The sequence below is a fragment of the Janthinobacterium sp. 13 genome, assembly GCF_002749695.1.
In the GTDB taxonomy this organism is placed as follows: domain Bacteria; phylum Pseudomonadota; class Gammaproteobacteria; order Burkholderiales; family Burkholderiaceae_D; genus Janthinobacterium; species Janthinobacterium kumbetense.
In genome coordinates this window covers 3,805,182-3,830,538 of sequence record NZ_PEEQ01000001.1, presented here as the reverse complement: position 1 = coordinate 3,830,538, position 25,357 = coordinate 3,805,182, and the positions used below count along the sequence as shown (strand labels likewise).

The following is a 25,357-nucleotide window of genomic DNA, read 5'->3' as shown; positions in this document are numbered from 1 at the left end:
TATCCCCTTTTATAGATGTTTTCAGGCTGCCGCTTTTTCGTTAGCGGCTTGCTTGTCGGCGTAGGCGAGCAAGGCATCGCGGAACCATTCGCCGTCTTCATACGCTTTCACGCGCGTTTGCAGGCGTTCGCGGTTGCACGGGCCATTGCCCTTCAAGACATTGTTGAACTCGGACCAGTCGATCTCGCCGAATTCATAGTGGCCCGTTTCCGCATTGAATTTCAGGTCGGGATCGGGCACGGTCAAGCCCAAGTATTCGATTTGCGGCACGGTCTGGTCGACCATGCGCTGGCGCAATTCGTCGTTCGAGAACAGCTTGATGCGCCATTGCGCCGACTGGGCGCTGTTGACGGAAGCGGCGTCGGACGGGCCGAACATCATCAGCGACGGCCACCACCAGCGGTTCAGCGCATCCTGCGCCATGGCTTTCTGCGCAGGCGTGCCCTTGCACAGCGACATCATGATGTCGTAGCCCTGGCGCGCATGGAACGATTCTTCCTTGCAGACGCGGATCATGGCGCGCGCATACGGACCGTAGGAACAACGGCACAGGGGAATCTGGTTGATGATGGCGGAACCGTCGACCAGCCAGCCGATGGCGCCCATGTCGGCCCACGACAGGGTGGGATAGTTAAAGATGCTGGAATACTTGGCTTTGCCCGAATGCAAGGCGGCCAGCAAGTCGTCGCGCGACACGCCCAAGGTTTCCGCGGCGCTATACAGGTACAGGCCGTGGCCGGCTTCGTCCTGGATCTTCGCCAGCAGGATGGACTTGCGTTTCAGGGTGGGCGCGCGCGTGACCCAGTTGCCTTCAGGCAATTGGCCGACGATTTCCGAGTGCGCGTGCTGCGAAATCTGGCGGATCAGGGTCTTGCGGTAAGCATCCGGCATCCAGTCCTTGGCCTCGATCTTGATGCCTTCGTCGATACGCGCCTGGAAAGCGCGCTCTTCTTGACCCATGTCGTCGAGGGAACGAACGTTCTTGAGGCCGGTTTCAACCATTTGTGCGTACATGATCTGTCTCCCATGTCTTTGATTTTGCGCAGCAACGCGGTGCGATGAACAGATAATACGATACAAAAAACGATTTGCATACACTTGATATGAATCATTTTAAAAATTCGTATCTTGTGCAGCTTTTTTGTGCGTATGATATTGCTTATGAGAAAACACTGCGGAGCGCCACCAGCGCTTCCGACAAATTATTGCCGCGCTACCCGCGCAGCCAAGTAAACTGCTGCTTTTATTGAACCGACCGCAACACGGCCAGACCGGAACCACATGAAGAACACCCGCTGCACGGCATGGATAGCCGATTTCCTGGAAAGCGACCCACCGCGCTCGAAGTCCCTGGTGATGACCATCTTTGGCGACGCCATCGTGCCGCGCGGCGGCGCCATCTGGCTGGGCAGCCTGATCGAACTGCTGGCGCCGTTTGGCGTGAATGACCGTTTATTGCGCACCAGCGTGTTCCGCCTGGCGCAGGAAGGCTGGCTCAGCTCGCAGCGCGACGGCCGCCGCAGCGCCTATACGATACGCCCGGAGGCGCTGGCCCGCTTCGAGCGCGCCTATCGCCGCATCTATGCGCCGCTGGTCGTGCACTGGGATGGCAGCTGGACCCTGGTGATCGGGCCGGCCGGCAGCATCGGCGCCGCCGAGCGGGGGGCGCTGCGCAAGGAATTATTGTGGGCGGGCTATGGCTTGATCTCTCCCGGCATCTTTGGCCATCCGGCCAGCAATACGGAGGCGCTGGAAGATATCCTCGTGCGCAACGAGGTGCAGGGCAAGCTGTATGTCTGCCACACCACGGAATTGCCGGGCGTCAGCACGCGCCCCCTGCGCGACATGGTGGGCGACTGCTGGGATTTATCGGAAGTAATGGCCGGCTACCAGAAATTCATCGCCAGTTTCCAGCCCCTGCTGACCTTGCTGCAAGAAGCGCCCGTGTTCGATGCAGAGCAAGCGTTCGTCATCCGCTCGCTGCTGACGCACGCCTATCGCCGCGTGCAATTGCACGACCCGCAACTGCCCGTCGAACTGCTGCCCGAACCATGGCCCGGCACGCAGGCGTATGCGCTGGCCCGCGACCTGTACCGCATCACGTACGCGGCGGCCGAGAAACATATCCTGGCCACCTTGCGGCGCGAAGATGCGCAGGCGCCCGATGTGGAGCCGTGGTTCTACGAACGTTTCGGCGGCCTGAACACCTGACAACACGTCCATGGCAGCGTTGCAGGGCCTGGGCGTCCATTCATACTGCCTGCGGCCCTGGCCATTTTTCAGGCGCTCAGGAATACGTCAGTGCCTGCGCTCACTGTTTTGCGACCACCTGTTTCGCCCCTGCCAATAAATCCTGCCCCAGCTTTTCCAGCGCATTGGCCTGCACCAGCATGGTGTCGAGGATGGCGACATTGAAGGTGAATTCGGCCGGCGTCGTATAGCCGGGGAAACGTATGATGCGCAGCAATTCCTGCAAGGTCGTGCCCTTGCCCAGGTGCGCCAGGGCGTCGCTGAGGGCGCTGATTTTCTTTTCCAGTTCGCGTATGTGTTTGCCGTTGTCATCCATGATGGCCTCCCCGTGTCGGAGCTATCACGTTAGCAAAGCGCGTCCGTCATCGTTTGCGCCAGCACAAAGTCCACCGCAAAACAGGTATCATCGCGCCATTGCACACGATGCAAAACCCATACGTTTTTATCAGGAACACTCATGACCATTAAAATCAGCCAGCAATTCGACGCCGGCGCGATCGAGGTGCTGCGCGCCGACGATGCCCAATCCATCGAGCTGAACATCCGCAAGGATTCCCACGCCGACATCACGCAGTGGTTTTACTTCCGCCTGCAAGGCGCGCAAGGCGAGGCGTGCACGATCCGCTTCATGAACGCAGGCAAGTCGGCCTACCCGGACGGCTGGAAAGATTACCAGGCCGTGGCCAGCTACGACCGCGAAACCTGGTTCCGCGTGCCCACCAGCTTTGACGGCACGGTGATGACCATCGAACACACGCCGGAAGAGGAAAGCGTGTACTACGCCTATTTCGAGCCGTACCCATGGGACCGCCACCTGGCCCTGATCGACAGCGCGCAAGCGTCGCCGCTGGTGCGCTTGATCGACCTGGGCAGCACCGTGGAAGGCCGCGACATGAATCTGCTGGTGGTGGGCGACGCCGATGCCGAGAAGAAAGTCTGGGTCATCGCGCGCCAGCATCCCGGTGAAACGATGGCGGAATGGTTTGTCGAAGGCATGCTCGAAGCCTTGCTGGACCAGGCCAATCCATTCGCCCGCCAGTGCCTGCAAGACGCCGTCTTCTACGTGGTGCCGAACATGAACCCGGACGGTTCCGTGCATGGCAACCTGCGCACCAACGCAGCCGGCGCCAACCTGAACCGCGAATGGATGACGCCGACGATGGAGCGCAGCCCGGAAGTATTCCTGGTGAAACAGAAAATGCATGAAATCGGCTGCGACCTGTTCCTCGACGTGCATGGCGACGAAGGCTTGCCTTACGTCTTCGTGGCCGGCAGCGATGCGCTGGAAAATTTCACGCCAGCACAGAAGGCCGAGCAAGACCGCTTCATCGCCGACTTCAAGGTGGCCAGCCCCGACTTCCAGGATGAGCACGGCTACGAAGACGGCCCGTTCACGCCGGAAGTACTGACCATGGGTTCGCCCCACATCACCCACGCCTTCGGCTGCCTGTCGCTGACCCTGGAATTGCCGTTCAAGGACAATGCCAACGATCCCGACCCGCAAACGGGCTGGAGCGGTGCCCGCAGCGCCGCCCTGGGCGCGGCCGTGCTGCAGCCTATCCTGTCCACCTTGCGCGCCTGAGCCGCGCATGAAACTGGCCCGCCACGCATGACGTGACGGGCTTGGCCGGCGGTTACTCTGCCGCCGGCTGTTTTCCGCTCCCCGTCTTGCGCAGCGCAGCATCGCTAATCGTTGCCACGCCAGCCATTGCTGCCTATACTGGGCGCAGCATTGCCTGTCTCTCCCTTGCCGACAACCATCCCGCATATGACCATCAAAGACCAGCCACGCGCCGAGGCGCGATATTCACCGACCCGACTTGCACACGTGTGCACATTCTTGTTTCTTGGCTTGTACGGCATGCCAGGCACGGCAGCCGAACTCAGCCCTGCCGCGCAGCTGGGGCGGCGCATCTTCCACGATGCCAGCCTGTCCGCCTCGGGCAGGCAGTCGTGCGCCAGCTGCCATGACCCGGCCCACGCCTATGCGCCCGGCAACAAGCTGGCCGTGCAACTGGGCGGCGCCGATGGCCAGGCGCACGGCTACCGCGCCACGCCATCGCTGCGCTACCTGGACCACAATCCGCCCTTCCGCTTTGATGAGGACGGCGCACCCAACGGCGGCATCAACCGCGACGGCCGCGCCGCCAGCCTGGCAGAACAGGCGGAACGGCCGTTCCTGGCAGCGCACGAAATGGCCAATGCCAGCACGGATGCGGTGGTGGAACGGTTGCGCAACGGCAACTATGCGAACGCATTCCGGCACGTCTTTGGCGACGCCATCTTTGCGCAACCACAACAGGCATTCAGCCGCATCACGTATGCTTTGCAGCAATTCCAGCAGGAAGAGCCGGATTTTCACCGCTACGATTCCAAATATGACCTGTACCTGGCCAACAAGGTTCCGCTGGAACTGGCCGAATTGCGGGGCCTGGCCCTGTTCAACGATGAACGCAAGGGCAATTGCGCCGCTTGCCACCCCAGCGTGCGGGGCGAACATGGCGCGCCGCCCCTGTTTACGGACTTCAGTTTCGACAATCTGGGCGTGCCGCGCAATATGCGCATTCCCGCCACGGCCGATCCGGCCTATTTCGACCTGGGCTTGTGCGGTCCCGACCGTACGGACCTGGCGGCGAAAGACGAGCTATGCGGCGCCTTCAAGGTGCCCAGCCTGCGCAATGTGGCCACACGCCAAGTGTTTTTTCATAACGGCGTGTTCGACAACCTGACGGAGGCCCTGCGTTTTTATGTGCGGCGCGATACGCATCCGCAAGAATGGTATCCGCGCGACAAACGGGGAAAAGTGCAGAAATTCAATGACATACCCGCCAGATACCGCGCCAACGTGAACGTCAAGGAAGCGCCGTTCGACCGCAAGCGCGGCATGGCGCCGGCGCTGACGGCGGGCGAGATCGAGGATATGGTGAAGTTCCTGGCCACCCTGACGGATGGCTATCAAGTCCAGCAGTAAAGCGTGGCGCGCCCGCCCGGCGTTGTCGCGCTTGCCATGCAGGCGCTCAGCCGCCCGCCACTACCATGCTCTCGATGAGAATGGACCCCGTCTGTTTGGTGCCGCGGCGCAGTTCGTCGGCGCCCACGGCAACGATGTTGCGCAGCATGTCCTTCATGTTGCCGGCGATGGTGATTTCTTCCACCGGGTACTGGATCACGCCATTTTCCACCCAGAAACCGGATGCGCCGCGCGAATAGTCGCCCGTCACATAATTGGTTCCTTGCCCCATCAGCTCCGTCACCAGCAAGCCCGTGCCCAGCTTTTTCAGCATGGCACTAAAATCGTCGCTGGCGGCCGTCAGGTTCGAGGTCAGGTACAAATTGTGCGAGCCGCCCGCGTTGCCCGTCGTCTGCATGCCCAGCTTGCGGGCCGTGTAGGTCGACAGGAAATAGCCTTGCACCACGCCATCCTTGACGACGTCGCGGCTGACGGTTTTCACGCCCTCTTCGTCGAACGGCGCCGAACCGACGCCGCCGATCACGTGCGGGTCTTCGAAGATCTGCACGTGCGACGGCAGCACTTGCGTGCCCAGGGAATCGTTCAGGAAAGTGGATTTGCGGTACAGGGCGCCGCCCGAGGTTGCTTGCACATAGGTACCCAGCAAACCGGCCGCCAGCGGCGCCTCGAACAGCACGGGACAAGTGCGCGTGCCCAGCTTGCGCGCGTTCAGGCGCGACAGGGCGCGCTCGGCGGCATAGCGGCCGATGGCTTCCGGGCTCGACATTTTGGAGGCGTCGCGCACGGACGAATACCAGTCGTCGCGCTGCATCTTCGCGCCCTTGCCTGCGATGGGCGCCACGGACAGGGTGTGGCGCGAGAACGGGTAGCCGCCGATGAAGCCGCGCGAATTGGCGGAAACAAAGTGCGATTGCTGCACGTGCACGCTGGCTCCCTCGCTATTCGTGATGCGCGGGTCGACGGCAAACGCGGCCGCTTCGGCCCGCTGGGCCAGCGCAACGGCTTCCTCGGTGGAAATGAGCCAGGGATAAAACAATTGCAAGTCGCGGGGGGACATTTCCAGCATGTCCGTGTCGGCCAGGCCCGCGCAATCGTCCTCGGCAGTGAAGCGGGCGATGTTGTAGGCGGCGTCCACCGTGGCGCGCAGGGCGGACGGCGAGAAATCGGAGGTGCTGGCATTGCCGCGCTTCTTGCCGACAAACACGGTCACGCCCATGCCCTTGTCCTTGTTTTGCTCGATCGTCTCGATCTTGCCTTTTCGGACAGAAACGGACAAGCCGCCGCCTTCGCTGACTTCGACGGCTGCGTCGGTGCCGCCCGCTTCCCGCGCAAAAGACAACACATCACGGGCTAGTTGCTGCAATTGCTCTTGACTATGGGTAAATACGGAGTCGTTCATGCGCTGTTTTCTTCGGAAAGCCGCTAAAAAGGTTATCATAGCAGTCGTTTACAGTTTACAGGTGCGGCCTACGCGGCCAATCCCGCCTTATCATGCCAAATCCAAACCGGGGAGCTTGCGGCTTCCAATCCACCGAATTCGAACAGGAATATGAACGTCCTTCGAAGTCGGAACTCAAGCGCCAGATGACCGTCCTGCAAAAGCTGGGCGAAGAACTCGTCAATGAGGCACGCGACCGCGTCAAGCGCGTCCCGATGCCGGAAGACGTGCGCGACGCCATTCTCGAATGCCAGCAAATCAAGGATCACGAAGGCCGCCGCCGCCAGCTGCAATATGTGGGCAAGAAGATGCGCACCCTGGATGAAGACGAAGTTGCCGCCATCCAACGCACCATCGATAGCTGGAAAGGCTTGTCGAAAGCCGACACGGCCAATATGCACGCGATGGAACGCCGCCGCGACAAACTCTTGACGGACGACAAGGCCCTGACCGTCTTGCTGTCGGAAAATCCGGAACTGGACGTGCAGCACCTGCGCACCCTGATCCGCAATGCCCGCAAGGAGCAAGCCGAGAACAAGCCGCCGAAGGCCTACCGTGAAATCTTCCAGATCTTGAAAGAGATCGCCAAGAAGCAAAATGGCGGCAAGAAAGATGCCGACGAAGATGACGCAGAAGCGGAAGACGACGAGTAATTGACCGTCCCAAACGCAAGGATGGACAAAAAACCGGGATAATCCCGGTTTTATTGTTTTTAAGACACTCCAAACTTTTATAGGTGACCGATGTCCACCACTCTCGAAGACGAATTGATTATCGGCCTCGTGTCGATCTCGGACCGCGCCAGCGGCGGCGTGTATGAAGACCTGGGCATCCCCGCCCTGGAAAGCTGGCTGTCCGCCGCCATCCGCACGCCTTTCCGCCTGGAAAAACGCCTGATCCCGGACGAGCGCTCGCAAATTGAAAACACCCTGATCGACATGGTCGACCTGAGCCACTGCCATCTGATCCTGACGACGGGCGGCACGGGTCCGGCGCGGCGCGACGTGACGCCGGACGCTACCTTGTCCGTCGGGACCAAGGAAATGCCCGGTTTCGGCGAACAGATGCGCCAGATCAGCCTGCAATTCGTGCCGACGGCCATTTTGTCGCGCCAGGTGGCCGTGATCCGCGAGACGCCCGAGCGCGCCGCCCTGATCATGAACTTGCCGGGCCAGCCGAAAGCCATCAAGGAAACCCTGGAAGGCTTGAAGGATGTTGATGGAAATCAATTGGTAAACGGCATCTTTGCCGCCGTACCCTATTGCATCGACCTCATCGGAGGCCCCTACATGGAAACCGACCCGGCCATCTGCAAGGCCTTCCGTCCCAAATCGGCGCTGCGTCCGGCGCAACCACTACCAGAGGAAAATACATGAGCACTTTGCTGGAAACCATCGAACTCGACAGCGCACCGAACCCCACCGTCTCCATCATCTGGATGCATGGCCTGGGCGCCGACGGCAACGACTTCGTTCCCCTGGTGAAAGAACTCGATTTGCGCGGCTGCCCCGCCATCCGCTTCATCTTCCCCAGCGCCGGCACCATGCCCGTCACCATCAACAACGGCTATGTGATGCGCGCCTGGTACGACATCCTCGTGAGCGATCTCGTGCGCCGCGAAGATGAAAACGGCTTGCGCGCCTCGCAGCTGCAGATCGAAGCGCTGATCGCGCGCGAAAAGGCGCGCGGCATTCCCGCCAGCCGCATCATCCTGGCCGGCTTCTCGCAAGGCTGCGCCATGACCTTGCAAACGGGCTTGCGCCATGCGGAACCGCTGGCCGGCCTGATGTGCCTGTCCGGCTATCTGCCGCTGGCCGACAAGACGGCTCTGGAACGCACGCCGGCCAGCCTGCAGACGCCGATCTTCATGGCGCACGGCACGGCCGACCCCGTGGTGCAGATCGGCCGCGCGCAACAGTCGCGCGACTTGCTCACCGGCATGGGTTACAAGGTGGAATGGCACGAGTACATGATGCAGCACTCGCTGTGCCAGGAAGAAATCGACGCCATCGGCGCGTGGCTGAAGAAAGTATTGGCTTAAAGTAAAACAGGCGCGGTCTGCGCCGCGCCTGTTGTCTTGCGGAACGCCGGTAACGATCAGTTTACCGGCGTTTTTTCATTCCAGATTTTCAACATATCGGGCGACGCTTCCGAACGGATGCCGTTGTCCGTCAGCACCGATTCCGTCGCTGCCAGCATGTCCTTGCGGGGCACGACGACCATTTCCGCATCGCGCTGCTGGAAGCGGAACGTCAGCAATTCATCCGTCTGGTCGCGCAGCAAGGCCACCAGGTGCGCCAGGCTGCGCACGCGCACGCCATTGACGGAATCGACGACCGAGAAGAAACGGGTACTGTAGCCATTCATCAGCTTGTGCGGGAAGAACGGCGCGGCGATCACCACCAGTTCCTCGCGTTCGCTATCGGGCGCATCGCCGCGCCGCGTAGCCAGCGGATTGCCGGCAAACGCCATGCCGCCCAATATCGTTGGGTTGCCATTCGGCGCCGCCATGAATTCCGTGCTGGCGCGCGAAAACACCATCGGACCGAAGATGAAATAGGATGGGTAATTGCCCTGCAAGCCGCTGATGAGCATCGGGTGCGCCGCCGAGACGGGCACCTTGATTTTCAGGGGTGCGCCCTGGCGCACCACCGTCAACGGCAACTGGCCGTCTTTCGCCAGCTGTTGTACCCGGTACTGGAAGCGCACGCGGCTGTTGGCATTCAGCTTGACCATGCCCTGGTTGTCGATGGGAAAATCGCCGATATGCGTGATGACATCCCACTCCTTGAGCGGATAGGCGGCATCCTTGCTGGCCGGCGTCATCACGACGGCGCCTTCGACACCCTTGGCCAGCTTCAGATACGTGCGCAGCGCGGGATTTTCCAGCGTTTGCGTCACGTCGCGCATGGCCGGCTTGCCCTTGGGCGCGCCACTGTCCTGGTCGCGCAGGAACAGTTCGATTTCCTCGTTGGGGATGATGTAGCCGATGTTTTGCGCATTGGCCATGCCGGCAAAGGCCAGGCCGATCATCTTGTCGCCGGCGATCACGGGGCCGCCGCTATTGCCCGGATTGATGGCCGCATCGATCTGGATGCGCAGGCCGGACACGGGGAAGTTGTAGCGCACGAATTCGATGCGCGAAACGATGCCCTTGGTGATCGACAGCGAGGTGCCGCCCGTCGGATAGCCATACGCCAGCACGGCATCGCGCACGTCCGGCAAGACATTGGCGCGCGGCACCGCTTTATGGCTGGCAAAAAAACTGTCATCGTCGATTTTCAGCAAGGCCAGGTCCATGCCGCGCGAGATGGCCAGCACGGTCGCCGGTATCTTGTCGCCGGCGCCATTCGCCTGGATCTGCACCTGGCTGGCATAGCCGACCACATGCGCATTGGTGAGGATGCGGCGGCCTTCGATGACGACGCCGGAACCCGTCACCTCTTGCGGCGCAGCCTTGCTCCACGGTTTATAGGGATCCGGCCCGCGCAGGGTGGAAAACACCTTGACGACGGAGTTTTCCAGGGCGGAAGCGCCGGGGCTGGCGGTGGCAGCGGTCTCGGCGGCAAGCGCGCGCACCGTCATCAAGGGGCAAAAAGAAAGGGCCAGCGCCAGGAAGGCGCGGCCCATCAGGGTGAAGCACGGACGAGTTTTCATTGAGCTTGTTGGCAATGGCAGGGAAGTAAAATTATATATTGAATAATTTCAACTTCATTACACTTTGTCCATCTTTGCCCGAAAAACACCTGTCATCAGGCGGGCATGGGCGGCACACCCAAGGCCGGCACCGCCGTCTGCGCGCCATTCATCACCATGGCCAGGAAGGTGTAGTAGCCATTGATACCCATCAAGTCGACCACGCCGTGCTCGCCGAACAGCGCCAGCGCCCGCGCATACGTGGCATCGCTGACACGCTTGTTCTGCTGCAACTCGATGCAAAAGTCATGCACGGCTTGCTCGTCTTCCTTCAGGGCCAGCGGTGCGCGCCGCGCCGCAATGGCGTCCACGGCCGCTTGCGCGATGCCGTTCTGCACGGCCAGCGGCGCGTGGATGGCCCACTCGACTTGCTGGTCCCACTGGCGCGCCGTCACCAGGATCGCCATTTCCGACAGCCGCGTGCCGATGGCGCTGCGGTAGCGCAAATATTCTCCCATGCGCTGCGCCGTTTCCATCAGCTCGGGGCTGCGGATCAGCGGCACGAAGGGGCCGTACAGCGCCCCGCGCGGACCGTCGATGATGGCTTGCGCGGCCGTGCGCTGCTGGACATCGAGCTGGTCCAGCGGCAACGGCGGCAAACGGTCGATATCGCTACCGGCCATCAGGCTGTCCAGGCGACCACGTCCTGCTGCTGTTCACCGAGGCCGGCGATACCCAGGCGCATGCTGTCGCCTTTTTTGAGGAAACGCTGCGGCTTGCGGCCCTGGCCCACACCCGGCGGCGTGCCCGTGGCGATGACGTCGCCCGGTTCCAGGGTCATGAATTGCGACAGGTAGCTGACGATCTGCGCCACCGTGAAGATCATGGTTTGCGTATTGCCGGTCTGCATGCGCTTGCCGTTGACTTCCAGGTACAGGTCCAGGTCCTGCTCGTCGATGACTTCATCGCGCGTCACCAGCCATGGGCCGACGGGGCCGAAGGTGTCGCAACCCTTGCCCTTGTCCCACTGGCCGCCCCGTTCCAGCTGGAACGAGCGCTCGGAAATGTCGTTGACGACGCAATAGCCGGCCACGTATTTCAGGGCGTCCTCTTCGCTTACGTATTGCGCGCGCGTGCCGATGATCACGCCCAGCTCCACTTCCCAATCCGTCTTTTTCGAGCCTTTTGGCAGCACGACATTGTCGTCCGGGCCATTCAGGCAAGTAATGGCCTTCATGAAGACGATGGGTTCGGCCGGAATCGGCATGCCGGCCTCGGCCGCGTGATCCGCGTAATTGAGGCCGATGCCGATGAACTTGCCGACTTTCGCCAGCGGCACGCCGAAGCGTGGATTGCCGCGCACCAAAGGCAAGGTCTTTTCGTCCAGCTTGGCCAGCTTGCGCAGGGCCTTGTCGGACAGTTGCGCGCCATCAATATCGGCAATCACGCCGGACAGGTCGCGCAGTTTGCCTTCTTCATCGATCAGGCCCGGTTTTTCCTTGCCTGGACGTCCATAACGAACGAGTTTCATAGTCTTCCTTGGAGTTGATCATTGCCGCTGTGCAGGCTGCCATTTTACCGGATGGCCCGGCACGCCTGCAGCGGTGAATGAAAAACATCGCAAGTCCCGGCAATTGCAAGGCCGCCAGCACGCCAAACGCCGCCTGGTACGCCTGCGGCGGATACTGCTGCTGGCTGTTCAGGGGCCAGCAGCCGAGGATCAGGCCAAAGCCCGCCTGCACCAGGAAGGCACCCGTGAAGATGAGCAAGTTCAAACAGGTGGCCGCCCTGCCCGTCAAGCTGGCCGGCATGCTTTGCGCAACGATCGCATACTCGAGGCCCGTTACCGTGCCCAGCAGGGTAAACAGCACGGATAGCAAAGGCAGGCTGGGCACCACATTGCACGCCATCGCCACTTGCACAGCGACAAACAGGACGATACCGGCGGCCGCCACTTGCATGGGTGCAATACCGCGCCGCCCCGCCCACTCCGTCAGCATGCCCATGCCGATGGCGCCAAAGATGACGGCCGCCATGCCCAGGTACAACAAATACGCGACATTGTCGTCGGACAAGCCGCCCACATCGGCCAGCCAGCGCCCCACCCACAAGCCTTGCACGCCAAAGAATACCGTGTGCGGCAGCAGGATCAGCGCGATGGTGCGGCGAAAGGCCCTGTCGCGATACACGCTCCAGACGCTGACCTTGTTCCTCGCAGCGGCGGGCGCAGGCAGGGCCGGCGACAGCAGGCGGATCAGCACGCCGATGGCCAGCGCCGCCAGCGCCAGGCCCAGGAACACGCCGCGCCAATCCGTGTAGTGCAGGGCCAGCTTGACGGGCGTGGTGGCCGTGGCCGCCCCCAGGCCGCCCACGGCGATCAGATAGCCATGCACGGACGGCAGGCGAGCTGGCGCGATGGCGCACGAGATCGCTTTCACGGCGGCCATGAAACAGCCGCCCAGGCCCGCCCCCATCAAGGCGCGTGCCCACATCAGTTCGGCAAAGCTATGGCCCCGGCTGAACAGCCACACGCCCAGGGCCGCCAGCGCCAGCAGCCACAGTTGCACCGTGCGGGGGCCGTAGCGGTCGAGCGCCATGCCGACCGGCAATTGCACCAGCGCAAAAGCGAGAAAAAAGGCGCTGGTCAGCAGACCCAGCTGGGTCGGCGTCAGGGCGATGGCGCCCAGCAATTCGGCCGTCAGCACGGCATTCACGCCGCGCAGCAGGCAGGACAGGTAATGACCGAGCGCGAACGGCAGGAACACCAGGCAAAACACGGCCGCGCCGGAGCGGGCAGGCGCGCCGTGGCCGTGCATGCTCAGGCGGCCTGTGCCAGGCGGATGATTTTATGCGGCACCTGCGGCACCGGGTCATCCGTTTCAAAGAAAAACTTGTCCTGGCCAAAGGCCGGCTTCAAATCGTCCATCCACGTCGCTTCCGCATCGAACTTGGCATAAAACGGCCGGCGCACCCAGTCCGGGTTGCGCGCCTGCAAAAATTGCAGGGCAAACAGTTTTTCGCCATGGATGGTGACGATGCCATCGATGACGATCTTGCCGGGAAACGCACTCATGGAAGGCCCGCGCACCGTGCGCGACAGGCCGGACACCATCTGGTAGGCGGCCTGGAAAATCTCGTGCGCCTTCGCCAGGGGCAACTCGAAATAGGCGCGCGGGCCCGTGTCCCGTTCGACAAACATGTAGTACGGAATCGCCCCCAGGCGCGTGCCCGTCTGCCACAGCTCGGCCCAGCTAGCGGGATCTTCGTTGATGTGGCGGATCAGCGGCCCCTGCATGCGCAAGGTGGCCCCCGTGGAAATGATGCGCTTCACCGCTTGCTGGGCGATGTCCTGGCGCAACTCGACGGCATGGCTGTAATGGCCCATCACCGCCAGGTTCTTGCCCGCCTTGACGATGCGCTCGAACAGGCGCATCAAGTCGTCCGCATCGCGGTCCGAGACAAAGCGCTGCGGCCAATACGCCACCGCCTTGGTGCCGATGCGGATGTTCTGGATATGTTCCAGGCCCGGCGCCAGCAGCGGTTCCAGGTAGGCAGCCAGTTGCCGCGTATTCATGATCATCGGGTCGCCGCCCGTGATCAGCACGTCCGTCACTTCCGGATGCAGTTTCAGGTAGGCGACCAGCTCATGCGACTCATGCGCATCGAACTTCATGTCGTCCATGCCGACGAACTGGGGCCAGCGGAAACAGAAGGTGCAATACGCGTGGCACGTCTGTCCTGCACTGGGGAAAAACAGCACCGTTTGCGCATATTTATGCTGCAAGCCGCGCACGGGCGCATCGTTGACCCGGGGCACGTTGTGCGTCATCTGCCCGGCCGGATGGGGATTCATGCCCAGGCGCAAGCCATGCACATAGGCATCGATAGCGGCCTTGTCCCTCTGCACCAGCACCAGCTCGCGCAGGTGCGCGTACTGCTCGGGCGCCAGCATGTCGCGGTGGGGAAAGACGAGGCGATAGATGGGGTCGTCGGGGATGTTGTTCCAGTCGATCAACTGGTCGAGCACATAGGCATTGGTGCGAAACGGCAAGACATGCGACACCACTTGCACGGCTTCACGCTGCTCTTCCGGCAGCCATTCCCACTGCCGCGCCTGTTGTATGGTGTGCCGCGTATACGGCTTGAACTTGGGTGAAAACGGCTCGGTAATGGGTGCGGACACGATCGGCTCCTTGCCAGTAAACAGCGATAACTTCCTTGAAACCAGCCCTATCCCGGCCAATTCCAGCCTCTTCCTCTGCCATGCCTTGCCCGCTTGGCATGCTGTGAAAGTCATCATAGTTCTTGCCGCTCGGAACCAAATTGTTACATATCAACAAGCCGTCGATACGTTGCAAGCTACCGACAAGCAACACCTTAGTTTGTGCCATCGCAATTTGCGGGAAGCGCCGGCGACGTAAATTACGACTTGGCAACATATCCCTCGATATCACAAGGAGCTTTCATGAAACGCTTATTCACGGGTAGCCTGCTGTGCCTGGCATTTGCCGGTGGCAACGTCAGCGCCGCGGTCGAACCAACGGAAAAAGACGCCATCGCCATGGCCGAACGGGGCGCCGCCTTCATGAAGGCGCATGGCAAGGAAGAAATGATGAAGAAAATCACGGCGAAAGACCCGGACTTCGTGCAGGGCTCGCTGTATGTGGACATGCGCGACATCAAGACGGGCATCGTGCTGGCCCACCCCATCAATCCTTCCATCGTCGGCAAGGATTTGACGGACGTGCCCGATGCGAATGGCAAGAAATATCGCCGTGAAATCATTGAGCTGGCGCAAAAACAAGGCAAGGGCTGGGTCGATTACCAATACAAGAATCCCACCACCGGCAAGATCGAGCCGAAGACCACCTACATCCTGCGCGTCAACGATGTGGTGCTGGAAGCGGGGATCTACAAAAAATAGGGCAAGGGCGGCGCGCACGCACACCGCGCGCCGCCTGCGGTTTGAACGGCCATCGCCAGGAGTCGAGCATGCTCAATCAATTACGCATAGGGCCAAAATTATTGCTGGCACCCACCCTGGTCTTGCTGCTGCTGATACTCAGCTCGACCGGCGCCTGGTATGGCATGGTGCGGCAAAATGCCTCGCTGGAAAACATGGTGCGGGTACGCATCACGCACCTGAAGGCAGCCGCCGACGTACTAGGGGAGGCCAAGCATGTGCACGGCAATATGTACCAGTTGCTGTCGTGGACGAATGGCAGCTTTGCCAAGGCCCGTCTCGATACACTGGAGCAACAGATCAAGGCGCGCCACGCGGCCATCGGCACCCAGCTGGCCTCGCTGCGCGCCACGGCCACGGGCGCCGAACTCACCCTGGTCGATGCGGCCATCACGGCACTGGCCGGCTATCGCAAGGCCGTGCTGGAAACCATGGAAATGGCGCAGATGGACCAGTCGATCGCCACCAATTCCATGCTCAAGGCGGAAACGCAGTTCGGCCAGTTCAATACGCAGCTGGCGCAACTGTCCGCGCTGGAAACGACACTCAGCAGCCAGGCCCATGCGACGGCCAGCGCCGAGTTTCGCGCCCTGTGCTGGAGCTTGCTGCTGACCGTCCTGCTCTCCATCCTCGTCTCCATCGTGGTGACCATGCTGGTGCGGCGCGCCATGCTGGTGGAAATCCGCGGCATTGCCGACGCCGTGCAAGACTTGGCGGCGGGCAAGCTGATGGCCGGCGCGCCCAAGCAGGGCAATGATGAAATCGCCGCCACCTCGCGCGTGCTGGACCAGACCATCGCCCACCTGAACCAGACCTTGCGCACCATCATGGGCGCCGTGCAATCGATCGACACGGCCTCGCATGAAATTGCCACCGGCAACCTGGATTTGTCGGCGCGCACGGAAATGCAAGCCAGTTCGCTGGAAGAAACATCGAGCGCCATGGAAGCGCTGACGCAAGCCGTCAATGACAACGCCGACAACGCCCAGCTGGCCTGCGAGCTGGCGGGGCAGGCATCCACCCTGGCCGTGCAAGGGGGCGTGTCGATGCAGCAAGCCGTGACGACGATGGCGACGATACGCGCCAATTCGCGCCAGATCGTGGATATTATCGGCGTGATCGACGGTATTTCCTTCCAGACCAATATCCTCGCGCTGAATGCGGCGGTGGAAGCGGCGCGCGCGGGAGAGCAAGGCCGCGGTTTTGCCGTGGTGGCGTCGGAAGTGCGCACCCTGGCGCAGCGCTCGGCGCAGGCCGCCAAGGAAATCAAGACCCTGATCGCCACGTCCGTCACCACCATCGATGGCGGCAGCGTGGCCGTGCAGCAGGCGGGCGACAGCATGGGCGCCATCGTGGCCTCGGTGCAGCAAGTCAATGAGATCATCCAGCGCGTGAAACAGGCCAGCGCGGAACAGGCGTCTGGCATCACGGAAGTGAACCAGGCCGTCACGCAAATGGATGACGTCACCCAGCAAAATGCGGCCCTGGTGGAGCAGGCGGCGGCGGCGGCGGCCAGTTTGCAGGACCAGGCCGTCAAATTGTCGGCGGCCGTGGCCGTATTTACCCTCGACCCGCTGGCGCCCGCGCAGCCGGCCGCGTCTGACGAGGAAGCATTCCAGCATCCAGTCGGTGCGCAACAGGACCGGCGCGCGCTGCACAGTCCGCTACGCGGCATGCCACACAACAATGCGCCAGGTAACGCGTCCCGCCGCCAACGCGGTGTTTAATGCCAGCATCCAGCCGCAGGCACGTACCGGCACACTCAAGAACGCCTAACAAAACCGTAGCGAGCGGCAGTGATTTGTGGCTGAGAAGCGCAGCTGTGCTGAAGCACGGGGCCGCCGAGGCAGCGAGCATCACAGGCCGCAAAGCGCGACGCGCAGTAGGTTTGGTTAGGTGTTTCTAGATCGGTTTACTCAGATAGCGCGAGCCGGCCAGCACGAAGCGCCACGGCGTTTCCATCGCCTTGGAAATGCCGATGCGCGGTCCCGCGTGCACCGTGACCTCTTCCTCGCGGGCCAGCAACAGGAACGGCGGCGCGTCCAGTGCCAGCCGGTTGTGCAGATGGCTCACGCCCAGCGCCTGGCACACCTTGCCCGGTCCCGAGCACAGCAGCCGCTCCCCCTCGACGCCGCGCCGTTCGCGCATCGCATCGAGTCCCTCCACGGGTTCGATCGCGCGGATCAGCACGCCCGCGCCATGCCCCGCTTCGCGGCACACAAAGTTCAGGCACCAGTGGATGCCGTACGAACGGTAGACATAGGCATGTCCGGGCGGGCCGAACATGGCCGCGTTGCGCGGCGTCATGCCCCCATACGTGTGCGAGGCAGGGTCCAGCCGGTCATACGCTTCCGTTTCCACGATGCGCCCGCCCACGCCGTCGACCAGCACGGTCACGCCGATCAGCTGGCGCGCCACGCTGCTGGAATCGTCCGCGAAATCGATACCCGCAAGGATTTTTTTCATCCGGCAATTGTACCGTCGCGCATCCCGCCGCACGCCTGGCCCCGCCTTGAAAACAAATAAAACTTGGTTTTTTCATCATGGATACCAGGATGGGCAAGGTCGTGAAATGACGAAAATCACGGCCGGACCAGGCCAAAACGGGGATTTTTTCCAGAATATATTGCAGATATGAACTATTGCTATGCATAAACAGCGATAATCGTCGGGCACTGCGCCAGACGCCCCTGAGGCGGGCAGCGGCAGCGCGCGACAGAATAAGCACCGGGCACAAAAATGATGATGAAAGCGTGATGATGAGAGCGGCAGCGCAAAAGCAGATAGAGCAGGAAGATCCGGTTGACGCCTTGATGCGTTCCATCCGTATCCCGCCGCGTCCCAGCCTGCTGGTCGACTTGCAGCGCGAACTGGCGGAACAGGACCCGTCGCCGCGCCGCATCGCGCGCATCATCGCCGACGACGTCGGCATGTCGGGCGCCCTGCTGAAATTGGCCAATTCGCCATTCTATGGCGCCGCGCGCAAGGCCAAGTCCGTCGAGCAAGGCATCAATTTTCTCGGCATCAACCAGTGCAGCGCCATGATGACGGGCTTGCTGGCGCGCCAGGCGCTGGAAGCGGAAGGCGTGGAACTGACCAATTTCTGGGATGTATCGGCCAAGCGCGCGCGCGCCCTGGTATTTACCTCACGCAAGTTGCGCATCGCCCCGCCCGACATCGCCCACACCTTCGGCCTGTTCTGCGACATCGGCGTGCCCCTGCTGATGAACCGCTTTCCCGACTACGTCAACACGTACGCGGCGGCCGCCAACGATGCGCACAATTGTTTTACAGCACTGGAAGACGCACGCCACCAGACTAACCACGCGGCCATCGGCTGCTTGCTGGCGCGCAACTGGGGCCTGTCCTCCGACGTCTCGTGGGCGATTTTGCACCACCACGACTATACGGTGCTGGCCGACCCGTCCACGGACGACGCCATCCGCTCGCTCGTCGCCCTGTCGCTGCTGGCCGAAAAAGGCATTCAGCGCTACCATGGCAACAGTACCTCGCTGGAGTGGGACAAGGGCGGCGAACTTGCTTGCCAGCATCTTGGCCTGTCGCAGGAAGAAGCCGCCGACCTACTCGACGAATTGCACGAGATGTTCGATACCGACCATTGAGGTATCAGGCGGCCGCGGCCGCCTGTATGATCCGTCCCGGCGCCTGGCACAAGCCCTGGCGCCTGTTTCCGTTTGCCTGACCCGTCTTTCTTAACCTGTTGATCGCCATGCCCAAAAATAAGCGCCCTGTCCCCCGTAAATCCGCCAACACGCCTGAAGACAAGGATGAATCCGTCACACGCATGCTGTGCACGATGGCCCTCAACCTGGCGGAGCAGGAAGACAGCGAATCGCAGGGCACGGTGCTGGCCGAGCAAGCCGTCGAGTTCGGCCGCCTGATCCGCAAGGCCTTGAATCAAAAGAAGGATGAAATCCTGTACGACGCCATCGAGCGGGCGAAATACGAGGATGTAGGCGCCTATCAGTACCTGCGCAGCCATATCGAGGAAGCGGCGTCCATTTCCGTGATCCGCCGCGAAAATGCCCCGGCCATGGAAATCAACGCCTTCGTCGTGCCCCTGCTGGTGCAAAGCACGGGCGGCCTGAAGGAAGTGGACAGCTTCCAGGAGCAGGACGCGTTCGAAGCGCTGGTGAAAAGTTTCCAGCAGGCAGAGCTGGAAAGCGCCAAGGCCAAGGTAGTCCTGATGAGCCACGCCTACGACCTCGATGAAATCGACCGCATCACCTACAGCCACCTGCACGAGATGGTGCGCGATGCGTATTCTTCGATGACGGACAAGAAGATCGTCGCCACGCCGGGCCTGGAAAGCAGCATCGTCGGCTGGAGCGAAACGGCCTTCGGCCCGCAGGACACGGCCGTCGAGCTGCGCTTCCTGCTGGGCTTTGCCCTCAAGCGCGTGGACGACCCGTTCTATGCGGAACCGAAGGATGAAGCGGCGCTCGACGCCTGGTTCGACGCGCGCATGGCCCGCTACCAGCAATGGACGACGGAAGTGGGCGATCTGGTGAAACGCTGCCTGGCGCCGGCCGGCAACACCCTGGAAGTAAGCTTCCTCTACCAGGATCTGTTCCACGGCGGCAAGGAACAAGGCATGAGCGAGTATGCGATGCTGCAAATGATGTCCGGCATCAACCATGCATTGGCGGAAAACAACGTGGACGCGGCCGACGTCTCGGTGGTCGTCGGCCCCGCCGATGAACACGGCGAAATGCTGCTGCGCGTCAACGTCAGCACGGCAGACGGCCAACTGCTGCACAGCGCCGACAAGCCGCTGGACCTGGCCGCCGACCTGCAGGACGAAGTCGACGACATCTGCGACGTGCTGGCCACCATCGGCGTGACCCGCTTGTCAGTGGCGCTGAAATTCGACGCCAAGGGACAGCCGGTGGAAGCGCAGCCGTACGCGCCGGCGTAAGTCCCGTCGCCTCCCCGCCGCCGGCCGTCTTGGCAAGCGGCAATTATAAAGATACCATCTCCGCGAGCGCGCGCCAGCCTGGCGCACCTTCCGGAGATGCGCATGCCCCAGTTGCAACTGATCAATATTGCCATCCATGTGCTTGCCGGCAGTGCCGCCATCGGCCTGGGGCTTTTCCTGCTGGCCACGGCCAAGGGCACGCCCCGGCACCGCCGCCGCGGCAGGCTGTTCGCGTGGCTGACCTTGCTGGTCTGCGCCACGGCCGCCATCGGCAATCTGCTGTTTGACTATCGCCCCGTCTTTGCCGTGCTGACCGTGCTGGTGCTGTATCAGCTGCTGAGCGGCTGGCGCGCCGTGTACGCGCGCGATGCCGGTCCACAAGCCGTCGATGGCGCGATGACGGCAGCCGCGCTGGCGGCGGGCGGGCTGATCCTGCTGCGCCTGCTGCACGATGCTTCCGGGCAGCAAGCCATCGTCGTGCTGTCCTCGCTGGGCGGCCTGGCCACCATCCTCGTCTACGACGCCGCGCGCTGGCTCTTTCCCCGCCGCTGGCATGGCGTGTTGTGGCGCTATGAACACATCTACAAGCTGCTCGCCTCGCTGTTCGCCATGCTTTCGGCCGCCGCGGGCAACCTGCTGCGCATGGGCCAGCCCTGGACGCAGCTGGCGCCATCCGTGCTAGGCTTGATCTGCATCGCCTGGTTCTGGCGGCGCCAGTACCTGCAGGAACAGGCGCAGCGCGCCCTGCACAGGCTTGCTGCCTGACATCAGCGACGCAAAGCCAGCCACGCCTGCAATTTCTGCGCATACGCCAGGGTGTAGGCGGGGCTGCTCGACGGCAAGCTGACGATGCGGTAACGCTGCGCGTGCTCGCCCAGCACCTTGATGCCCAGCTTGGCGGCCGTGCCGCCGTTGAAGGCGATCGTGTGCAACTGCGGCAGGCTGGCGGCAAGGGCTGCCAGGTTGTTGTCGTCGCGCGCGCGGATATTGCTGTCCAGGCTGCCCGTGCGCTGCGCCTGCGCCACCACGTCCCACAGGCCCACGCCGTGCGCCAACAAGGTGGCCAGACGCTCCTCATAGGGCCTGCTGGTCAAATCCACGCCCAGCACTTCGCCCAGCAGCATCCAGAACTTGTTTTGCGGATGCGCATAATATTGGCTGTGGGCCAGCGATTTTTCGCCAGGCAGGCTGCCCAGTATCAGCAGGCGCGTGCCCGCGTCGATGACGGGATCGAAACAGCGCTTGAACGCGTAGGCCGTACTAGAGGGAAAAATAGACAGGCTACTCAAAGGATTTCCTAAAGTGCTGGATGGACACACCATTTTACCCGCCCATCAGGCCTGTCTTCTCCACAATCTGAAGGTGTAGCGTTGCGCATAATGTTCCCCAAAAAAATCCGCCTATACCATCATCGATGCCCTGCTGGCCCAGTCTCGTGAGCGCCAGCGCGATCATGTCAATGCTAAGTGCACGCCTCGTGCACGCCGCTGATCCTTTTCGGCTGGACTGCATCGCTGAAACAATGGAACAGTACGCGCTCCTCCTGACTCCTACACGACCGCTCCCGGCAAGAATTTTTACTAAAAAAAATAAATATTTACTAAATCTATGATATGATAAATTTACTGATTATTTTACAAATTTACTAAATTTCAAACTTTGGAAAGGTACACAAAAATGTATAGCGAAGCTCTCGTGCAACTCGCATTAGACACCATGTCCTGCAACCAAAAGGAACTTGCAGCTTGCTTGGGCGTTTCTCCTACCCAAGTCAGCAAATGGAAGAAAGGCGAACACATGTCTAACGAGATGGAACGAAAATTTCGAGACATTATGAACATTGGAGACAAAGACCCCGCTTTTGTGCTTTGGGCCGGCTCCAATGAAGCTGCAAACAAATGGGAAAGACTAATCTGCTACATAGGAAGAATTGCGTATGACAGTGCAGAGACCGGCTACGACACTGCCCCACTCGTTGAGGATATTGAAAATTTATGCGAGCAAACAATTTATACTCTCAAAGAAATGGGAGTGAAAGATCCTCACGATTTCCCTCAAGCTTTGGATGTGGACTACGACGATGAAGATATTGATATTTGGGAACTTATATATAAAAATCCATATTCTTCTCTAATTTATAAAATTTACAAATCATTAAACGATGTGTATGGATTCTACATAGCATACGTAGAATATTTGTTATCCGATGATGAATTAAATTTATTCTCAACACCTGCAGTTAACATTTACCCATCACTTATATTGCTTGCCTCTTGCAAGATAGAAAGTGACAAAGAAATCACCCCTAATATTATAGAATTTCAGTACAAGGTAAAAAAAGATTATGAGGAATGGCTCACAATTGTGAAGGATCATGCTTTTCGTGCCGACATCCCGTTAAAAGCTGAGCTTCTTGACCTAATTCATCGCTCAGCGGATGAACTAGGACATGATGCTGAGGCAGAAAGCCTTGGTTTCAATTCGACTAAGTTACATCCTGATATTTACATGAATGAACTTTTAGTGGGAATGCGAGCAATTCATCAAGTTTTACCAGCGATAATGAATAAATTAGGAATAGATGAAACATTTCAATTGAATGAAGAGGATTTTCATATTCGCTAAATAAAGTACCTCATGAAAAATAAGGAATAAATATAATCACCTCTAAGTTGTAAAAATTGGCTCTGTCCTCGGCAAGTAGGGGAAATGCCGGAATCTTCCGTTGGCTGCGCTGTCTGACTCTGCATATTCACCACGCAGGGAGCAGATCATGCAGCCAGCCGACTGGATCAGCTTTATCGCACAGTTTGCTTACCTGAACCGGCGCCAGCGGCAGGCAGGCATAACCTTGCTGCGTGGCAACGCGCCACATGACGCGACCGTCGCGCTGCTGGAAAGCGTGGCGCAGCCGCGCTTGGCCTGTCCCGCCTGCCACTCGCATCAGCTGCACCGGCATGGCCATGCGCATGGCTTGCAGCGCTACCGTTGTGTACCGTGCGGGCGCACTTTCAATGCCTTGACGGGCACGCCGCTGTCCCGCTTGCGCCATAAATCGTTGTGGATCGCCTATGCCGATTGCCTGCTCGATTCCAGGTCGGTACGCCAGGCCGCTCAGCAGTTGGGACTGCACCGCAACACCACGTTTCGCTGGCGCCACCGTTTTCTCCGCGTCGCCAGGACGGATCGGCCGCATGGCCTGCATGGCATTGCCGAGGCAGACGAGTTATATGTGCTGGAATCGGAAAAAGGATCCAGGCAGATGACGCGTCCGGCCCGCCGCCGGGGCGGCCATGCCCGCCAGCGCGGTATTTCCGGTGAGCAGGTCTGTATCCTGGTGGCGCGCGACCGTACAGGCCAGACCCTCGATTTCGTCACAGGCAAAGGGGCGTTGACGAAGGCACAGCTGCACCGCTGTTTGTTGCCCGTCATCGATAAGGATGTCCTGCTGGTAACGGATGGCCATGCCGCCTACCGGGCGTTTGCCAGGGAAGCGGGCATCAGCCACCAGGCCGTCAACTTGCGCGCCGGCATCCGTGTGCAGGGCGCCGCGCATGTGCAGAACGTCAATGCGTATCACAGCCGTCTGCGGGACTGGCTGCGGCCCTTTCGCGGCGTGGCGACGCGCTACCTGCCGAATTACCTGGGCTGGCGCTGGATACTCGACGCCAGGCGCATCCGCTCACCAGAAACGTTATTGAAAGCAACGCTGGGAGCATTCCCACATTTGACGGTGACATAGCCTAAAAATTCCACTCAAGGTAATATTTATGACTACGAGAGGAGATATATCACTTTACCCGGCCATGACGCAGGCGCAAGCGGCAAGGCTGCGGTGTAGAATTCCCTGACAACAAAACAAAGATGAGACCACACCATGCGCACCATCGACACCCTGCTGGCCCAGTATGGCGAAAGCCACCGCAACCACGTCAATGAATGGGTACACATCGTGTGCGTGCCGCTGATCGTCTTCAGCCTGCTGGGGCTGCTGTGGAGCGTGCATCCCAGCGTGGCGCTGCTCGGCAGTATTCTCGCTTTATACTATTACTACAAGCTGTCGCGCCCGTTTGCGGCGGGCATGCTGGCCATGCTGGCCGCCATGCTGGGCCTGCTGCTGCTGATGCCGGCGCTGACCGTCCTGCCCGTGTCGCTGGCGCTGTTCGTGCTGGCCTGGATAGGCCAGTTCATCGGCCACCAGATCGAAGGCAAGAAACCGTCGTTCCTGGACGACTTGCGCTTCTTGCTGGTGGGACCGCTGTTCGTGCTGGGATTTTTATACCGGCGCCTGCGGTTGGCGTATTGAGCAGCAAGCGGTCACGCGGGGCCGTAACAGATTTTTACTATTCGCAACTAGTTATATGAGGCAAGTGTCCTTATGATAAGTCATCATCTGTCGGTCAATGTAATCGGCAACTAACTTTTGTCCAAGGGAGTCCCACATGAAAGCACCAATTATTGCAGTGGCATTGCTCGCCACCCTGGCCGGCTGCGCCGTACAACCGAACTCGGCGAATGTGTACAACGCGCGCCAGGCGCAGAATGAACAATCGGTTCGCATGGGCACGGTTGAATCCGTGCGCCAGGTCACCATCGACAAGGGTGAAACGGGCACGGGCGTGCTGGCTGGCGCGGCGCTGGGCGGCGTGGCCGGTTCGACAGTCGGTGGCGGCAAGGGCGCCATCGCTGCCAGCATCCTGGGCGCCGTCGCCGGCGGCATGGCGGGCAAAAGCATCGAAGCGAACGCTTCCAACAAACCCGGCCTGGAAATCACCGTACGCCTGGACAATGGCGACATGCGCGCCATCGTGCAAGACGCGGACGAACTGTTCCGTCCGGGCGAACGCGTGCGCCTGCTGTCCGATGGCCGCAAGACCCGCGTCACCCACTGATCTGCTTGCCGGCGCATGCGCTTTAGCCGAATGCGCCGGCTGCCATCAGCAAGGCCGAGGGTGACATGCCCTCATGCAGCCAGATGGCAACCAAGGTTGCCACCACGACATATACAAGCACGCTCCATACTTTGATCTGCAGTGAGGCTGGCATGGCGGTCCCCTTCAAAGATGCAATTCAGAAAATGTTTACTTGATAATAAAGTAAATATTTTCATAAATTCAACATTTTCCAGAAGCACTGCGCTGGCTCAATGCCTCGTTGTCT

The 25,357-nt window shown here is 60.6% G+C and carries 26 protein-coding genes; 15 read left to right on the top strand and 11 right to left on the bottom strand.

Annotated elements, in window-relative coordinates; translation table 11 throughout:
- Positions 1–21: 21 nt before the first annotated feature.
- Entirely contained in the window at positions 22–1,014 is a 993-nt protein-coding gene (paaA, locus tag CLU94_RS16790; RefSeq protein WP_099666438.1) for a 1,2-phenylacetyl-CoA epoxidase subunit PaaA, read from the bottom strand.
- 267 nt (positions 1,015–1,281) lie between these two features.
- Between paaA and paaX the strand changes: the two genes are divergently transcribed.
- Complete coding sequence (gene paaX, locus CLU94_RS16785; RefSeq protein WP_099666437.1) at positions 1,282–2,211, top strand: phenylacetic acid degradation operon negative regulatory protein PaaX; 930 nt, start codon at positions 1,282–1,284, stop codon at positions 2,209–2,211.
- Between the two features lie 100 nt (positions 2,212–2,311).
- Here paaX and CLU94_RS16780 read toward each other — a convergent pair whose 3' ends face one another.
- Complete coding sequence (locus CLU94_RS16780) at positions 2,312–2,566, bottom strand: hypothetical protein (protein ID WP_077408596.1); 255 nt, start codon at positions 2,564–2,566, stop codon at positions 2,312–2,314.
- A gap of 141 nt (positions 2,567–2,707) precedes the next feature.
- On the opposite strand from CLU94_RS16780, the gene CLU94_RS16775 reads away from it, so the two are divergent.
- Positions 2,708–3,832, top strand: a complete 1,125-nt coding sequence (locus CLU94_RS16775; protein ID WP_034746346.1) for a M14 family metallopeptidase — start codon at positions 2,708–2,710, stop codon at positions 3,830–3,832.
- 279 nt (positions 3,833–4,111) lie between these two features.
- Positions 4,112–5,221, top strand: a complete 1,110-nt coding sequence (locus tag CLU94_RS16770) for a cytochrome-c peroxidase (protein WP_257218852.1) — start codon at positions 4,112–4,114, stop codon at positions 5,219–5,221.
- A gap of 46 nt (positions 5,222–5,267) precedes the next feature.
- On the opposite strand, the gene pmbA is transcribed toward CLU94_RS16770, so the two are convergent.
- On the bottom strand, positions 5,268–6,620 hold the full coding sequence (gene pmbA, locus CLU94_RS16765) for a metalloprotease PmbA (protein ID WP_099666435.1): 1,353 nt from the start codon (positions 6,618–6,620) through the stop codon (positions 5,268–5,270).
- A 92-nt stretch (positions 6,621–6,712) separates the two neighbouring features.
- On the opposite strand from pmbA, the gene yjgA reads away from it, so the two are divergent.
- The 3 genes from yjgA (at position 6,713) to CLU94_RS16750 (ending at position 8,700) form a co-directional block, all read left to right on the top strand.
- Complete coding sequence (gene yjgA / locus CLU94_RS16760; RefSeq protein WP_099666434.1) at positions 6,713–7,312, top strand: ribosome biogenesis factor YjgA; 600 nt, start codon at positions 6,713–6,715, stop codon at positions 7,310–7,312.
- A gap of 90 nt (positions 7,313–7,402) precedes the next feature.
- On the top strand, positions 7,403–8,035 hold the full coding sequence (gene mog, locus CLU94_RS16755) for a molybdopterin adenylyltransferase (protein ID WP_099666433.1): 633 nt from the start codon (positions 7,403–7,405) through the stop codon (positions 8,033–8,035).
- Positions 8,032–8,700 (top strand): alpha/beta hydrolase, encoded by a 669-nt coding sequence (locus CLU94_RS16750; RefSeq protein WP_099666432.1) that lies wholly within the window; start codon positions 8,032–8,034, stop codon positions 8,698–8,700. Before mog ends, CLU94_RS16750 begins: the two co-directional genes overlap by 4 nt.
- A 56-nt stretch (positions 8,701–8,756) precedes the next feature.
- Here the strand turns inward: CLU94_RS16750 and CLU94_RS16745 are convergent, their stop codons facing one another.
- The 5 genes from CLU94_RS16745 to CLU94_RS16725 form a co-directional block, all read right to left on the bottom strand.
- Entirely contained in the window at positions 8,757–10,316 is a 1,560-nt protein-coding gene (locus CLU94_RS16745) for a S1C family serine protease (RefSeq protein ID WP_257218851.1), read from the bottom strand.
- Positions 10,317–10,411: 95 nt separating this feature from the next.
- A complete protein-coding gene (locus CLU94_RS16740) occupies positions 10,412–10,978 on the bottom strand; it encodes a carboxymuconolactone decarboxylase family protein (RefSeq protein WP_099666430.1) in 567 nt (188 codons plus the stop codon).
- Positions 10,978–11,826 carry a fumarylacetoacetate hydrolase family protein gene (locus tag CLU94_RS16735; protein WP_099666429.1) on the bottom strand — a complete coding sequence of 283 codons (849 nt, stop codon included), beginning with the start codon at positions 11,824–11,826 and terminating at the stop codon, positions 10,978–10,980. The genes CLU94_RS16740 and CLU94_RS16735 overlap by 1 nt, the downstream gene beginning before the upstream one ends.
- Positions 11,771–13,111 (bottom strand): MFS transporter, encoded by a 1,341-nt coding sequence (locus CLU94_RS16730; protein WP_180278684.1) that lies wholly within the window; start codon positions 13,109–13,111, stop codon positions 11,771–11,773. Before CLU94_RS16730 ends, CLU94_RS16735 begins: the two co-directional genes overlap by 56 nt.
- Positions 13,112–13,113: 2 nt before the next feature.
- Positions 13,114–14,478 carry a KamA family radical SAM protein gene (locus CLU94_RS16725; RefSeq protein WP_257218850.1) on the bottom strand — a complete coding sequence of 455 codons (1,365 nt, stop codon included), beginning with the start codon at positions 14,476–14,478 and terminating at the stop codon, positions 13,114–13,116.
- 282 nt (positions 14,479–14,760) lie between these two features.
- Between CLU94_RS16725 and CLU94_RS16720 the strand changes: the two genes are divergently transcribed.
- The gene (locus tag CLU94_RS16720; RefSeq protein WP_099666427.1) at positions 14,761–15,219 is read left to right on the top strand and encodes a cache domain-containing protein; all 459 of its coding nucleotides are present in this window, start codon (positions 14,761–14,763) and stop codon (positions 15,217–15,219) included.
- 68 nt (positions 15,220–15,287) lie between these two features.
- Positions 15,288–16,985 (top strand): methyl-accepting chemotaxis protein, encoded by a 1,698-nt coding sequence (locus tag CLU94_RS16715; RefSeq protein ID WP_099666426.1) that lies wholly within the window; start codon positions 15,288–15,290, stop codon positions 16,983–16,985.
- Between the two features lie 175 nt (positions 16,986–17,160).
- Here the strand turns inward: CLU94_RS16715 and CLU94_RS16710 are convergent, their stop codons facing one another.
- Complete coding sequence (locus tag CLU94_RS16710) at positions 17,161–17,724, bottom strand: DNA-3-methyladenine glycosylase (RefSeq protein WP_099666425.1); 564 nt, start codon at positions 17,722–17,724, stop codon at positions 17,161–17,163.
- A 290-nt stretch (positions 17,725–18,014) separates the two neighbouring features.
- On the opposite strand from CLU94_RS16710, the gene CLU94_RS16705 reads away from it, so the two are divergent.
- The 3 genes from CLU94_RS16705 (at position 18,015) to CLU94_RS16695 (ending at position 20,962) form a co-directional block, all read left to right on the top strand.
- Positions 18,015–18,881, top strand: a complete 867-nt coding sequence (locus CLU94_RS16705; RefSeq protein WP_099666424.1) for an HDOD domain-containing protein — start codon at positions 18,015–18,017, stop codon at positions 18,879–18,881.
- Positions 18,882–18,988: 107 nt separating this feature from the next.
- Positions 18,989–20,197 (top strand): hypothetical protein, encoded by a 1,209-nt coding sequence (locus CLU94_RS16700; RefSeq protein ID WP_099668354.1) that lies wholly within the window; start codon positions 18,989–18,991, stop codon positions 20,195–20,197.
- A gap of 102 nt (positions 20,198–20,299) precedes the next feature.
- Entirely contained in the window at positions 20,300–20,962 is a 663-nt protein-coding gene (locus CLU94_RS16695; RefSeq protein WP_099666423.1) for a hypothetical protein, read from the top strand.
- Between the two features lie 2 nt (positions 20,963–20,964).
- On the opposite strand, the gene CLU94_RS16690 is transcribed toward CLU94_RS16695, so the two are convergent.
- Complete coding sequence (locus CLU94_RS16690; protein WP_373610668.1) at positions 20,965–21,477, bottom strand: DNA-deoxyinosine glycosylase; 513 nt, start codon at positions 21,475–21,477, stop codon at positions 20,965–20,967.
- A 397-nt stretch (positions 21,478–21,874) separates the two neighbouring features.
- On the opposite strand from CLU94_RS16690, the gene CLU94_RS16685 reads away from it, so the two are divergent.
- The 4 genes from CLU94_RS16685 to CLU94_RS16670 all read left to right on the top strand — a co-directional run bounded on the left by CLU94_RS16685 (position 21,875) and on the right by CLU94_RS16670 (position 25,089).
- Entirely contained in the window at positions 21,875–22,822 is a 948-nt protein-coding gene (locus CLU94_RS16685; protein ID WP_099666422.1) for a helix-turn-helix transcriptional regulator, read from the top strand.
- 148 nt (positions 22,823–22,970) lie between these two features.
- Positions 22,971–23,939, top strand: a complete 969-nt coding sequence (locus tag CLU94_RS16680; protein WP_099664888.1) for an IS1595 family transposase — start codon at positions 22,971–22,973, stop codon at positions 23,937–23,939.
- Positions 23,940–24,074: 135 nt separating this feature from the next.
- Positions 24,075–24,503, top strand: coding sequence for an Mpo1 family 2-hydroxy fatty acid dioxygenase (locus CLU94_RS16675; RefSeq protein ID WP_099666421.1), 429 nt, complete (start codon positions 24,075–24,077; stop codon positions 24,501–24,503).
- Positions 24,504–24,639: 136 nt separating this feature from the next.
- Positions 24,640–25,089: a glycine zipper 2TM domain-containing protein gene (locus CLU94_RS16670; protein WP_034780449.1), complete on the top strand. Its 450-nt coding sequence runs from the start codon at positions 24,640–24,642 to the stop codon at positions 25,087–25,089.
- 22 nt (positions 25,090–25,111) lie between these two features.
- Here the strand turns inward: CLU94_RS16670 and CLU94_RS28715 are convergent, their stop codons facing one another.
- Entirely contained in the window at positions 25,112–25,243 is a 132-nt protein-coding gene (locus CLU94_RS28715) for a hypothetical protein (protein ID WP_257218848.1), read from the bottom strand.
- Positions 25,244–25,357 lie beyond the last annotated feature (114 nt).